Origin of the sequence: Rossellomorea sp. LjRoot5, from assembly GCF_964253455.1 — a bacterium.
GTDB lineage: Bacteria > Bacillota > Bacilli > Bacillales > Bacillaceae_B > Rossellomorea.
Window position 1 is genome coordinate 4,170,826 of sequence record NZ_CAXUQN020000001.1, and the last position, 13,988, is coordinate 4,184,813.

Consider the following 13,988-nt stretch of genomic DNA (forward strand, 5'->3'; position numbering starts at 1 on the left):
TATTGGGTGGGATATCGAATGATAGGAACTAAAAAAGAACTGACAATTGTCAGTTCTCTAATCTTGAATAACACCAAACTCTTTAAACACCGCTAAAGGCTTCATATATTCCCATTGAACGGTACCATCGATTGCACTCCCACTTGTGTGAGTAGGAGCTGACTGCCCAGAAGTTCCGGCAAGTGTACATTTATAAACAAACCCGCTTGAATGGATGAGGTCGTTTAGCGAATAGGATGTGTTCGGACTCCATGCATTCGTATTTGCCTGGCCTGATTGAATACAAATCCATCCTAAGTTCCCTCCTGCTTCAGGCATCGCATTATAAATTATCTCGCCTCTAGAAAAAATACCCGATGAAGGAGAAGTGACCGAGTGAGTAGTAGGATCAAATAATTTGTATCTAACTAGATTAGGAAGTGTCAGGATGATATTATACGTTTTATTGTTTGTGATATGAGCTTCCCATACTTCTTTGTCATTTTTAAAATAAGGGATTGTGATTGGTGTATCTCCTTTAAATTCAATTATGTTTCCAATTATTGACGCGATGATTGAATCGGTAATATAGTTATTATCAAATAACGATTCAATATTACTATTACTTATTTCAAACCGACACTCATGAAAGCCTACCTGCACACCCTCTGAAATGTTTGACATTGCTTGAAAGAAGTAAGGCATTTTTGTTGATTTAAAATGACATTGATTAAACATCATATTATTTTTTCTTTTCTCACTGTTGACACAAGTGGATTGGACAAGGGAATCTACAAAATGACAGTCTTCGAATTGTACAGTGTGAAAGTGCTGATACGTCCGAAACCTGCAGTCATTGAACTCACAACCCAGGATCGAGATCTTACTTGGCACTCCAGTGTTAAGTGTGATCAGTAGGTTCTTAAATTGACAGTTTTCGAAATCATTAGAAAAATGCACCTCTGGTTGGATTTGATCGCCAGGGTCAGCATAAAAAGTACAGTCACTGATTTTAGTCGCAGCCTTTAGTATCGCACCTCCTACAACCAATTTCACTATATTATCCTTATACAGAGCATTCCCCAAAGAACCTATGCCATTTTTAAAGAAATTGTTTGAAACAATAGTATTATAGCTGGGGTTTTCTACATTAAAGCTTCCTTCAATATAATTATTTGAAATAGTTACAAAAGCATTCTTTTGACCGCCTGCCCCGAATAAATATAAACCTGCCCTTCGCATATAATTTCCTTTAATAGTGGCAAATTCCTGATCGTATACAACAATTCCAGAGCCACCCATATTTGTGATGACATTGTTTTCAATAAACACCGAGTATCCCCTGGTCAATATCCCATGAAAACCTCCAGTGATTAAGTTATCTCTAATGATACTGTTGTCACCATATGAATCTTCCTGGTTAATTGCATACTTTGTAGAATCAGGAAATTGCGGAGCACCATCTAAAAAATTCGTATTGAACTTCCCGTTATCACGAATACGATTATTTTTAATAATACAATACGAACCACCCATTGTGATTCCGCCGCGGTGACCATCATAAATTTCATTGAATTCCACCACATTATGTGCAGGCATCCCTCCAAAGTTTGTAAAAATATTCAGGTTCCTGCCAGGATCGGATTCATTTCTAAAGATGAATTTGATCTTCTTGGCTCTTTTAGGGATCGAGATAGGAAATAGCACACGCATATTGGTGGTTCTGCCTATAAAAGTATTATCCTCTGTATAAAAAGCTACATTGAATTCTTTGTTATTTAAGCTGGTTTGCCTCGAGTACCCCTGTCCCGAAAGAGAGATCACACTAAATTCACCCTCAGGTATTGGAACATAATCGGTAATGATGCTATTAGTCGATGGAATGACTACCCCACTTCCATCGATGTCCCCAAGGACCGGAGTACCCGGAATGCTTCCCCGAATCCATCCAACTGAAGTGAAATTGACATTGTCCCCCGCATACCCACTTATATCGCAGTGACTCAAAGAACAATAAGAAGCTCCATACGTGAAGGATACTCCATATGTGTGTTCTACATATTTCTCACTCGGATCATTGAAACTGCGTTCATACATATCGCCTATTATTTTCCCATTGGTTAAATGGGCATTTTTTACCTGGTGAAACTTAAAGGATACTCCGGCAAACAAATGTATCGCTCCAGAAGTTCGCTCATCATATGGGGATTTATTGTCAGAGTCATACATCACTTTTAAAGTTGAGCCATTTAGATTAAATGTCATGTTATCCACTAAGTTAATCGACAAAGGGTAACAGATGGAATATTCACCCCTCGGTAACATAACGAGTGTAAATTCTTTGCCATGTGCATATTTTAAAGCCCGGTTAATGCCTTTAATGTTGTTATAGGCTTTATGATAATCTTCTTCAGAATACGGTTTCTGTGGCAAACCTTTCTGAATCCCCCAATGCTCTAAATCGATTACATATGTTCCATGCCCATATCTTTCTGAAAATAACTTCTCCGCAAGGTTCTGGTTTTTATTAATGAATACGGAATCTGCTATTGTTATAGGAAAAGCGAGTGTCCCTTCTTCATCTATCAATTTTTTTATTTTACCATCCAACATTATCACCCCTATTTAATTCTCAATAAAAGAACTTCCATGTATGATTAGAGCAGGAGAATTATTTAGTATATCCGTTACATAATGATTGGTGGATTCATTGGTAAAATCATAATCAGATTTAGGGGTTAAATCTCCCCGCCCGTTTCTAACATACAGCTTCACGCGATACAATAACCCCTGCATAGTTGTCGTGTTATTCTTACTTGCGAATAAGTTAAAACGATCAGTAATTTCGCTCTCATTTACACCCTCAATCCGAACGGTTACGAATTGTCCGGAAGGGATGATTGCATAACTTGTACTCGCTTCAAATCTCCCATTTACATATAAATCGCACCCGGATCGACGATAGCTGGCACCATTGTGCTGTGTATAAATTTGAATTCCGGATGTCGCTCCCTCTATTAAATAGTTACTCCAGGAATTGACTTTGGGATTGAGGGAACATTGAATTTCCATAGCGTCAAAGGTGATTTGAGGCGTTTCTACATAGTCGCTTCCTTCTCTTAAAGATAAAACTACATCACCTTGAGTCTTAGAAACGATTGTTCTACCATTGGATTCCTGGTTATTTTCATTTCTCGTAACGACTCTGATTGAATATTCAGTGGAACTCGTTAGTTGTGTAATATCGAATGATGTTTCAGTTGTAGCACCTACCAGAGATTCCCCTACAAATACTAGATATTCTAAAGAATCTTTCGTCCTGAAGTTGGGTTTCCAAGTGAGTGTTATAGAATTTTTCGTAATATTAAGTGCTTGAAGTTCAATGACGTCCAGTGGAATGACGTAACGAATAGGCTCGTCCATAGAATAGTCTTCTAATCTTAAAGAACCTCCCCCAACATTTTGTTTACCGGCTTTCCACTTACCCTGGGAATAAACCAATATATCCCCATCCGTCAGTTGATTAGGGATCAGTTCGATATCCAGGAGATCAGACAGGCTATGACTATGAGCAGCATCCACTTTAGAATCCCAATAAGCCTTCTCATCATCCGTCACAAATCGATGATTTTCATCTTCAGTTATCATACTTGCCGGATGTGAGTCAGGATGGATGTATCCGCTATTTTCTTGTTCTTCGCCGTCAATGGTAAGTTTGTTCGAGGAGGAGATTCCTAATCGATCGAGAGTGGGTTTATTAGAGTGGGAATGACTTGAGGTGGTTAAATCATTAATGGCTGACTCATGTGTTGAAAGTTTGCTTAAGTCTATTGAGGGCTCTGTACCTGTTTGTGCTATTTTGTCCAAGATGGATTTATTTGTATGGATGTGCTTCTCTTGATCTAGTTGGTTCAACCTGATTTCTAGTTGGTCCATTTCCGCTTGAATTCCACTGTCATCATACACAACTATTTCCGTGTCATTAATGATAATCTTTCCATTATTATTTGTTTCGTTGACTGCCATCTACACAGCCTCCTTAGTATATTTCGTAAATTTACATATGTTTATCCAGTTACCATTATTCACTTCCCTTGAAAATAGTAAAAAAGTAACAGTTGGACATGCTTTATTTTATGCACATTCCGTTAAGTTGTGATTAGAATGGGGAAATATCCATTCTTTTGTCCCTAAGGAAATAAATGAATATTAAATAGAGCCACCCGGTAGTTGCCGGGTGGCTCTATCGCATTCTTTATAGTTGTTTTGTAAGAGCTTCTAGCAGTTCTTCCTTACTCATTACAGCTTCTCCCCCACCTTGAACAAACGATTCTTTCCCGCCGCCTTTTCCATTGATAAGTGGGAATACTTTTTGTGTGACTTCTCTTAAGTTAATAGTCGGAAGCGATCCCTTAGCCGTTACGAGCTGAAGCTTTTGATCATTATGCACGACCAACAACACAATCGCATCTTCTAACTTAGAAATAACGTGCTGGGCAATCTTCTGAAGTTCCTGGATTGGCCTGTCATTGTAAGCTCTTTGGATAAGCATATAGCCATCTTTTTGGACTCCTGGTAACCCTTCAGCTTCATACGTCAAAAGCACCTCTTTCAATCCTTCCAGTGCTTTCTCCTGTTCTTTCTGTTTGGAAATCAGCTGCTCGGCCGTCGATACCATGTTTTCTTCCGGGGACTGCAGGACACTTGTGAGCTCTTTCAGGATTCCGTGCTTACGGTGCATTTGATAAAGGACCCGCTCTCCGCACACAAACTGCAGTCGGATATGGCCTTTGTGCTTTTCCCAATCGAGGATCTTGATGGCCCCTACTTCACTTGTGGACCTTGGATGGGTTCCCCCGCACCCGTTATAGTCAAAGTCCGGGATGATGACGAGACGGATCTCGCCTGTGACGGTTGGTTGCTTTCGTAGCGGATAGTCGTACAGTTCTGCTTCCGTCACCCACTTCGTCTCGATCGGCCGCGCTTCCCTTATCATCCTGTTGGCGAGTTCTTCTGCTTGCAGAGCATCTGATTCGGTAATGTCACTTACGTCTAAGTCGATGGTGAGGACTTCTTTTCCGAGATGAAAGCTGATCGTCTCGTATTGCAGTGTTTCTGCAAATGCGGCAGACAGGATATGCTGACCGGCATGCTGCTGCATATGATCGAATCGTCGTTCCCAATCGATCTGCCCTTCGACAACTCCTGAAATATCTTCAAACGGTTCTTTTATGTAATGACGGATTTCTCCGTTCACCTCTTCAACATTGATAACCCGCTTATCCTTTAATGTTCCCGTATCATGGGGCTGGCCGCCACCTGTCGGGTAGAAAGACGTTTGCTCTAATACGACGTACCAGCCTAAATCATCCTGCTGTTGATCCTGAATAGATGTGTGAAAGGTTTTTATATAGGCATCTTGATAGTATTGTTTGACTGTCATCGGTAACCCTCTTTCTGAACTGTTCTACACATACTTTATCATAAGAAGGATGGGTGGAACCACGTCAGTCCTTTGGTTTCTTCTCAATCGATATCGGCACCGTCCCGACCTGCTCCCACGGAATCTCCCATCGCCTTTCGAATTCTTCCTTTGCCCGCTCGTCTCCTTCAATGACCCGTTCTACCAGCGTCCTGAGTTTCATCGTTGAATAGTTCACGTTATCACCTGCTTTGGTTTAGTTGAAAAGTAGAAGTCACACGGAGTATACGTAAATTGTTTCGGTATGGATGTGTTTTTATCATACTTTTTGCCTATATGGTGATGTTTTAAACCCTTCAACTCTCTCCGAACGCAAAAAAGTGGTCATTCCATAAGGAATGACCACCTTCATCTGGATAACTCCAGGAATCGGGGATGATGATTACATCATGCCGCCCATTCCACACTCTTAACAATGCAATAAAATTGATAATATACTTCCTTTAAAATTAGGGTTTTTCAAAGACTTATTTAAACTAAAGACCTTAAATAAGAATAAATTCGGTCATTTATCGGTCACCTAAATAAAAAAGCTACTTAATTAGACTAAAGTAACTTCTGTCAAGAAAATGGGTATTAAAAAATGAGATGCCAATTTGTCAAAATCCTACCGCACTTCGTTTGGTGGGGCATTCGAAATGATCAATCAACCCCATGACTGATCCATTCTAACGCCAAATGGCTGTTTTATGAGATAGAATCCAGGATTGAATGTTGATAGTTTCTCTCAAAGTTATTAGGGGACAGATACCCCAACTTAGAATGCTATCTTTTCTCGTTATATCCCCGATACTTGAACAAGGACGGCTGCTTGTTTAGCAAACGCCCCCGGTAGCTTAATAGCATTTATTTCATTCACATTCAATAAATCTATAAAAATCACCCTGTTTTATGGCTTCTAAAAAATTACGTGTTTAATATTTCTATTTACCGAATCATCAATTTCTGCAACTGAATTGTTGAAAGAAAATTGAGCATTAACAACATCTTGAATATTCCTAATATTTTTTAATGACTCCATGTACATATTATGAATTTTAATAAAATCAATGTTGTTGTCATTAATTTTGTTACTGCCAGAATGAGCTATCCTCATTTCATTCCCAATAGCTATTTCATCTGTATTTCTTTCATAATTAGAAATCGTACTTAATTGATTTATGTTTTGTTCATTACGACCAGCAACTATAAACGATAGTTTAGTCCCTTCATATTTATCACTGTTTAATATTTCATTAATTGATTTAGTAATAGTATTAAGCCCACCTTTTTTTATATCAACCTTACAAGTAGCTAAAATATCTTCACAAGCCTCTTTAATACCAGTATAAGCAATAACTAAATTCTCTCTGGGCCTTACAAATTTTAAGATATTTTCATTAATTATCACACCCTCAGGTGTTCTACCTCTTCCATCGGCAGTAACAGATACAAAATTTGCTCCCACAACTGCTGTAACAAAACTCATGATTTATCAGTCTCCTACCACTAATTTTTTAAAAAGTATAATATTTATCTAAGATTAATACTCTCACCCGTTAATTGACTACACATATAATTATCATTTAAAAGAATATTCCTTTCTTCCCTACGTAAATCGCAATACCTACTACTACTCCTACTACGAATCCCCCCTTTATCTTACGCAGAAAAAGCAGCCCATTATTGGTTGCATTTCCGTTCTAAAATAGGTTGTTGTAATTTATAAGGTACAAAAGGATTAAACTCTAATCCATTCACCTGAATTTTAAAATGATTCTTGAATTGATTATATGACATTAAAGTACTTATATCTGAAATATCTCCTAACTCAAAAACAATTAAGTGCTCTACATCAATACTTATTCCATCGAAAACAATTCTTAACTCTTTTTGAAAAGAGAACTCTATAGGTTTTCTAAAAAAACCATAGTGCCCATGGAAGGTGTTTGTATCCACATACTCCACTATCCCAGGCACAGCTTTATATCTCCCCCGGAACTCTTCAAACACTTTGTTTATTCTATACATAAATTCCTTATAATCATTAATTACTAAAGCATACCCTCCGAACTCTTCCACTCTAGGATCAACTAAAGTTGTAACATTTCCCCTTTTATAGTCCTCTATAAGTTCAGAATGAATTGCAAAGATACAAAAAACCGGTGTGCTTCTCATATTTCCTGTGCTCATTTTTCCGGGACCTATCATGGCAGAAGCAAGTTTATCTGATAGTAACTTCCCTTGAGGGTCAAAAAGATACATCTTTTCCCCTCTTTCCATTAGAACTTCAGGCTGAATTAATTCAGAGGTTGCTTCAAACCCGTCATAACGTTTAGCTGTATCTAACTCTTTGCTCTCTCGTTCCATTTTTTGATAATAACCTAAGGGCAGACTTCGTATTCTTCCTCGTTGAAGTGCCCTCATATGTTCATATTTTCCAAATTTTATAAGATAATGTATATTGATTGGTTCCATGATCTAAAATAGCTCCCCCTTATCCTATCCCCATATTACAGTACAAATTCTACCATATACTAGTTAGTAATATTGATTTTCACTTCCGTCTGAACTGGTTAAAATCGGTTTCAAGGATTTAATCACTAAATTCAGTTTACCTAAATACACATTCTTCATTTAGGGGGGAAAATGCGGTTATACCACGTTAAGCATAGTAGAGCATGAAAAATCGGTTCCTTAAAAACGTTTAGGAACCGATTTTCTGATTTAATTTATTCAACTAAAGCCCCCGTTAGCAGGGGTCTTATTTTCGAAATTACTCATTCTCTCGCCCCATCTCTTTACTTCATAAGTAAAGGCTCGATTTATTAATGTGGGGTCTTTTCCAATCAAGTTCATTACTTTATCTTCGTTCTCCACTTCAACAACAATAGTTCCGCCTGTTAAATCCTCAAAAGGTCCAGCCAGAACAACTTCACCTTTATTATAATGTTTTTTGGACAAAAAAGGTACTTCTGTAGGTAGTTAAGTCAACCTAAAACTTGCCGCTTGATTTGCAATATTATTTTTTTAACGACTATAATTATACTAATTTGTCTTTTACTTTGAAGGACACTTATTTACATTAGCACATTTCATTACTATCATTCAGAAATTGTGTAAGTGCTTTGATTTTTTCTTCCACATTTTTCTGGCGATCACTTATCCCATTTTGACTTAACGGCTTCCTTTTCTTTATTAATTCCCTCTCTCTTTTCTTCCGAGATGTGCAATCACTATTTTCTTCGATTATGCTAAATTTTAATGTTATACCCGGATTATCAATTGTTTCATATGTAAAACCAAAATACTCTGGTTTACTTTTTAACTTATACAGATGGGATGCACTTCGTACTAAAACAAAAACTGACTCACCTATATAAAGGACTTCAGATTTGTTATTTTGATTGATGCTAATCTGATAAATGCCTGCACCAATCGCTTGAATAAAATCATCTTGGAAAAATTCAACTTTGATATTCATCTTTATCACCACATTCTTAGAAAATTTTCTATTGTCTCTTTTAATCAATTTCAATTTATATCTATTTAAGAACAATTTAATCTTTGTTGCCTTCAAAATCACTAAAGCGTACTTATTTTGTGTTAAATTGAAGATGTCATCTATATTTTGGACCTTTTTCCAGGGTCAAAAATGTAATCTTTGAGCTGTTTTTGTCTCAAAACCGCCCCCTAACCATTACATGTTGTGGTCAAACCCTACTTTTTCTCGCCATATCCACTTTATATTTTCGCCATAAATCATCCATAACCTTTTTTCTTTGTTATTAGGTAATTGGAAGATATGCAACAGCAGCAATAATTAACCAGCCCATTTTTCTCCTCCTTTTAGCGATTCTTCTTTAAACGACAATTATCCTGCTCCTTTAACGGAACAATTGCTTTATCCCATATGAATTTCGTTTTAGAGGATTATTATAAAGAGCAGCAGGTGCTTCGGGACCCACTGCTCTTTTTGTTATTTTCATTGCTGATACTATTGCTATGTCGACTGTTAAAGGAATAACGAATAAGCATTTTCTAATCAAAACCGAACCCGTTATAATTAGACGTGTTCATTTTTATGTTATTTTAACCTCGATACCACCTCTTCTCTCTCCACTTTGAACTCTGTACAAAAAGACAAATCTACAATATAAGACACTTTTAATACTCCTTTTCTTAAGTCTTCTGGTACCAATCTTGGAAACTCACCTTCTACATTAAATATTGCCTTTTTTCTAATTGTGTACTGTTCTGTATATATAGATTCATGTAAATCTATATAACCAAAGTCTTCTAATTTAAAATTAAATTGTTGATGCACAGTGGGATCCTGGTGTAACAAACTTCTTATTTGATTAATAACTTCTGGTAAAGTGATCCCCCTATTAGGTGTTTTTTCTAATACTAAATAGTATAAGTAAAGATTCTGTAAACCCGTATCATCTAGTTGAAGCTCTGTGCTTATTTTAACTTGATCAGTCGTGTTGTATAGAGAAGTTTTAACTTCTATATTAACTTCACTAAAAGAATAATCATGGTTAGCCCCAGTCGGTCCTAACCAACCATCGACTACTTGATTTTTGTTAACGTTCTCTTCTAATAATTCTTTCATTACAATTAATTCACCGAATAAGCCCCTTTGTATTTCTTGGCTTAATACAGAACTATTTTTCCGCTCTAAAAATTGCTGCCATTCATTTAATCGCTGAACAAATGAAATGACTGCTACTCGTTTCTTGTTAACTTTTTCAATGGTTTTCATAAGATCGAGTGCAAGCGTTGAAAAAATCTCTCTATACTCAAACTTAGTTACAGTTAGCATAATGTCAACATACTTATTCCCTCTAGTAGAATTGCAAAATTCTACTGTGTATCCTTTAGATTCTTGAATCTCATTAATATTGGGAACAATTAGAACTGGGACAGAAAAGGTAAGCATCCGTCTTCTAGTATTAGCATTTAGACAAAGGTAAAGATTTACATCCTCTACCCAAATACCTAACCGTTCAAGGACTCCTTCTGCGGTTTTAGTCCGAATAAGTTCATTTTCCATGTCTGACCAAATATCTTCAGGATTTAAGGGGAATACCACTGTAGCACTTCCTCTCAATAACTATTAATGTAATTTTGATATATAAGTCTCATTTGCTAAGTATTTTACTTCTGTTGCTCGTGCAGTCTTCGGAAAGCTTATAGCAAGTCCAACAATTGGATCACATTGCTTATCTAACACATAGGATGGGTCAATAATGTAGATCATTAGAAACCCTGCAGTTTCTGGCCGATTGTAACGGACATGTGGACCAATTGGATAATTGTACTTATCTGGGTCTACTCCTTTTTTTGTTGCTCTGTATGTTTTAAAATCATCAAGAGCCTTAGAGTAAAGTTTTGGGTAATACTCCTTCAAATCTAAAGATTCATGACGGTCTGTGATTAAATGTGCTTTTTCTACCTGATATATAGATGGATTGGATTGAATCCCATCCTTTCTAATCACCATTCCTACCTCTTTTTCTAAGTTTCCAATTTTAACTCGTTTTACTTTGTTCTGTATTACAGAGTTCCCTTCCCTTACACTTACAGTATCTTTTGTGTTACTCATTATTTGAACAGTCCAATTAGTTAGATTACCAATGGATACTTGCTCATTTATATAAGTTTGAAGCACATCTGGAATAGTTTTTGTTGAGAATGGATGGTTTATGTAGCCTGTAATTAATTCAAGTATTTTATCTGGTTCTATTCCTGCCCACTGAAAGTATTCTTTATCCTTAGGAGTCCCTAAAGAAGATATCCACCTTTCTAAAAAGTGAAAATTCTTAGCGATAATTTCTTTATCTTTATAAAAGAAGGTATGATCTGCTAGAGTTCCACTAAAACTAACAGTTACTTCTTTACTGGCTCTTCTTTTATTTGGCGCTGTTATATGAAGTCCCTCCGGGTGCATACGTACTTTTAATCCATACTCTTCAGGTGGTTCCCTTCTTGACTCCATAATATCGATCTCCCTTTTTAGTTCTTCTTCAATACGAGCCATATGAACATGTGCGCTTACTAGGTCTTCAGTGGTATAAAGACGACATAAATCGATATACCCCTCTTTATACCCAAAAAAGCGCCCCATTTGAACAAGTGCATCCCCTGCACTAGCAAAACGTAGTATATAAGAGACCGATAATCCTTCAATGGTCAATCCTCTTGATAACAAGTCTCCTCCTACCGCAATGACATTTAATCCATTTTCTTTGTAATCGCTGTAATTTAAATACTGTCTTCTTTGAGAATTAACTGACCGGACTTCAATAACCTGAGACATTTTGTAAAGACGATTTTTAACTTTGGTCCATTCCACAAGCTTAATTTTCCTGTCCTTCACCTGCTGAACAACTTTGTTTGTTGTAGGAATAAAGTTTTCATGAAACAACTTAAAAAACTGGTTGTAAATAGCGGATTCCTTCTCTTTTAATCTATTCTTTATTGATCGCAATTCATCCGTAATCAAATCTGCAACGTCACACTGAATACCTTTAAAACGGGTTAAATGAACAAGCATAGAATTATGATCATTAATATAACCTCTTTCTTTACGAATACAACTAGCAAGAATGAATACCCTAATGGCTTCGCATAGGCTTTCTGGTAAACACTCAATCTTATGATCAATTTTGTGGCCAGTAGGTATTTTACAATCTGCATCTTGAACAAAGGAAATAATAGGCAAAGCCTCTTTTTTCTCAATACCATCTTCTTCATTTGCAGCTAACCCAAATACTTCAGATGGCCCATAGTAATGATCAGACTTCGCCAGGTTAACAATAAAGTCTTTAGGAAATAAACTTGGTCCGAATTCTTTTAGATTTTCTTTATTAGTTTTTTTATCAATAAACACATTGGCATATGGTGTGGCTGTATAGCCTATGTAAGAGCTTTGATGAAACATATTTAATATCTTTCGAACACTACCATTAATTGATTTCACTTCGTTTTCTTTTGCTGTATTCAATGAATAATAGTCGCACTCGTCATCTATTAACAATAGCGGAACATCTTTGATGTAGTGAGCTCCTGTATTCTTATCTATTTTTGCATTCCTTTTTAACCAAGAGAGCACATTCTTCAAGATGACTCCATTTTTTTTCACTACTAGTAGGATTGTATCTCCTCCTACTTTAATATTTGTTTCTGCGAGGATACGATTGAAATCACCTTGATGTTCGTTTTTTGTTAAAGAATGAACTACTGGCATTTCGCTTTTTCTTTTTGCTAATATACATAAAGACCCCTCCTCACCTGCTTCCTCTTCTACCACAAACTCACCAAAGATACCTTCATTGATTCTATTTTGAGTTTGCGTTCTTAGCCCCTCATCGTGCCCCCCTAAAATGATTACAACCTTCACACCTACATCAATACTCTTGCAAGTCAGTGCAATATAATTAGTTGTTTTTCCACTTTGGATTGAACCTGCCACCATTCCCCTCGTATCCCACTTACCAGAAGTTTTAGGATCCCCTAATAGTTCTAGTATCGTATCTGTTCTACTATCGGTTCTTGAAACAACTAAAGATGGTATTTTTTCGACATGCTCCAAAAAATACTCGTATTGTTCCCAAAATGTCCAATCTATTTCCGGCTTAACTTTGTTAAGCCAAGGCTTTTTCTTAAAAGAATTTGAACTTTTAATTATCGAATCTCTTTCCTCTACTAATACATTTATATTAGCTTCTAGCTCTTGAGCCACTCTACCTTTATCATATGACGCACCAGGGTCAATAGCGCTCATCATGTTTTCGACTTTTTCTAGTATTTCTTTTTTGTCTCTTGATTCAAGAACCCTATTCTTTTCCGGAAGAAATTGAATAATAGTAAATAAGTTTCTTATAGCAATCTTTGTATTGACCATTTCTCGCGTTTTCACTTAAGCATCTCCTTGCTCTAATTCAGATTGTTTTAACATTATTGACTAATACCGGAAAAATAATCAGAAAATTTATTTTATAATTTTTTTCAAAAAATAGAGTTACCACAGTAGCCTTATGAAGATTATTCTTCTGCTAAAATAAGGCTTTAGATACAAGAAGGAGTACTACTCGTATCTAAAGCCTTATTAAAATATGAATTTATATTTTTAAAATTTTATGCTTGCTTTGTACTTTAAAGATCAACCTTTAGCATTTATTAGAGACCATATAAACCTTTGTCTCCTCCTTCTTTTTTCGGGCGAGCTAATCCAGGGATACTTTTTTTCATATAAAACAATATCGTATTCTAAATATAAAGCGGTTCTTCCTTTTGAAACATATTGAATTGGTTCAGGAAAATCTTTTTCATGTTTTCTTTCATGAATACTCTGCCTAGGCATTTCCCACCTCTCAGTCAAATCAGAAATTGATAATAGTTTCGGGACATCTCTCACAAAAATTCTCTCCTTTTTCCCAAAGGCTATTCAGCAAGCTGAACGTTTTTTCGCTATTAGCGAAAACCCATATAAACGACTGACAGTTGTCAGTGTGTAAATGGGCACTTTGTCTTTGTATGA

The 13,988-nt window shown here is 36.4% G+C and carries 11 protein-coding genes; all 11 read right to left on the minus strand.

Going from position 1 to position 13,988, the window contains the following annotated elements; all coding sequences use genetic code 11:
• Positions 1–57 precede the first annotated feature (57 nt).
• The 11 genes from ACSQ2E_RS21225 to ACSQ2E_RS21275 all read right to left on the minus strand — a co-directional run bounded on the left by ACSQ2E_RS21225 (position 58) and on the right by ACSQ2E_RS21275 (position 13,865).
• Entirely contained in the window at positions 58–2,592 is a 2,535-nt protein-coding gene (locus tag ACSQ2E_RS21225) for a right-handed parallel beta-helix repeat-containing protein (RefSeq protein WP_435993925.1), read from the minus strand.
• A 12-nt stretch (positions 2,593–2,604) separates the two neighbouring features.
• A complete protein-coding gene (locus ACSQ2E_RS21230) occupies positions 2,605–4,005 on the minus strand; it encodes a fibronectin type III domain-containing protein (protein ID WP_435993927.1) in 1,401 nt (466 codons plus the stop codon).
• A 229-nt stretch (positions 4,006–4,234) separates the two neighbouring features.
• Positions 4,235–5,422 (minus strand): alanyl-tRNA editing protein, encoded by a 1,188-nt coding sequence (locus tag ACSQ2E_RS21235; protein WP_435993929.1) that lies wholly within the window; start codon positions 5,420–5,422, stop codon positions 4,235–4,237.
• A 64-nt stretch (positions 5,423–5,486) separates the two neighbouring features.
• On the minus strand, positions 5,487–5,639 hold the full coding sequence (locus tag ACSQ2E_RS21240) for a hypothetical protein (RefSeq protein ID WP_435993931.1): 153 nt from the start codon (positions 5,637–5,639) through the stop codon (positions 5,487–5,489).
• A 720-nt stretch (positions 5,640–6,359) separates the two neighbouring features.
• A complete protein-coding gene (locus ACSQ2E_RS21245; RefSeq protein ID WP_435993933.1) occupies positions 6,360–6,929 on the minus strand; it encodes a hypothetical protein in 570 nt (189 codons plus the stop codon).
• 194 nt (positions 6,930–7,123) lie between these two features.
• Positions 7,124–7,918, minus strand: coding sequence for a hypothetical protein (locus ACSQ2E_RS21250; RefSeq protein WP_435993935.1), 795 nt, complete (start codon positions 7,916–7,918; stop codon positions 7,124–7,126).
• A 258-nt stretch (positions 7,919–8,176) separates the two neighbouring features.
• Positions 8,177–8,404, minus strand: a complete 228-nt coding sequence (locus ACSQ2E_RS21255; RefSeq protein WP_435993937.1) for a YciI family protein — start codon at positions 8,402–8,404, stop codon at positions 8,177–8,179.
• A gap of 121 nt (positions 8,405–8,525) precedes the next feature.
• The gene (locus tag ACSQ2E_RS21260) at positions 8,526–8,924 is read right to left on the minus strand and encodes a GIY-YIG nuclease family protein (RefSeq protein ID WP_435993939.1); all 399 of its coding nucleotides are present in this window, start codon (positions 8,922–8,924) and stop codon (positions 8,526–8,528) included.
• A 603-nt stretch (positions 8,925–9,527) separates the two neighbouring features.
• On the minus strand, positions 9,528–10,538 hold the full coding sequence (locus ACSQ2E_RS21265; RefSeq protein ID WP_435993941.1) for a PD-(D/E)XK motif protein: 1,011 nt from the start codon (positions 10,536–10,538) through the stop codon (positions 9,528–9,530).
• Between the two features lie 24 nt (positions 10,539–10,562).
• Positions 10,563–13,367 carry a Z1 domain-containing protein gene (locus tag ACSQ2E_RS21270; RefSeq protein ID WP_435993943.1) on the minus strand — a complete coding sequence of 935 codons (2,805 nt, stop codon included), beginning with the start codon at positions 13,365–13,367 and terminating at the stop codon, positions 10,563–10,565.
• Positions 13,368–13,610: 243 nt separating this feature from the next.
• On the minus strand, positions 13,611–13,865 hold the full coding sequence (locus ACSQ2E_RS21275; protein WP_435993945.1) for a hypothetical protein: 255 nt from the start codon (positions 13,863–13,865) through the stop codon (positions 13,611–13,613).
• Positions 13,866–13,988 lie beyond the last annotated feature (123 nt).

Bases quoted from the DNA above. Each gene is read 5' to 3' on its own strand.
- ACSQ2E_RS21225 (WP_435993925.1), bottom strand. From the start codon at position 2,592: ATGTTGGATGGTAAAATAAAAAAATTGATAGATGAAGAAGGGACACTC.
- ACSQ2E_RS21230 (WP_435993927.1), bottom strand. From the start codon at position 4,005: ATGGCAGTCAACGAAACAAATAATAATGGAAAGATTATCATTAATGAC.
- ACSQ2E_RS21235 (WP_435993929.1), bottom strand. From the start codon at position 5,422: ATGACAGTCAAACAATACTATCAAGATGCCTATATAAAAACCTTTCAC.
- ACSQ2E_RS21245 (WP_435993933.1), bottom strand. From the start codon at position 6,929: ATGAGTTTTGTTACAGCAGTTGTGGGAGCAAATTTTGTATCTGTTACT.
- ACSQ2E_RS21250 (WP_435993935.1), bottom strand. From the start codon at position 7,918: ATGGAACCAATCAATATACATTATCTTATAAAATTTGGAAAATATGAA.
- ACSQ2E_RS21260 (WP_435993939.1), bottom strand. From the start codon at position 8,924: ATGAATATCAAAGTTGAATTTTTCCAAGATGATTTTATTCAAGCGATT.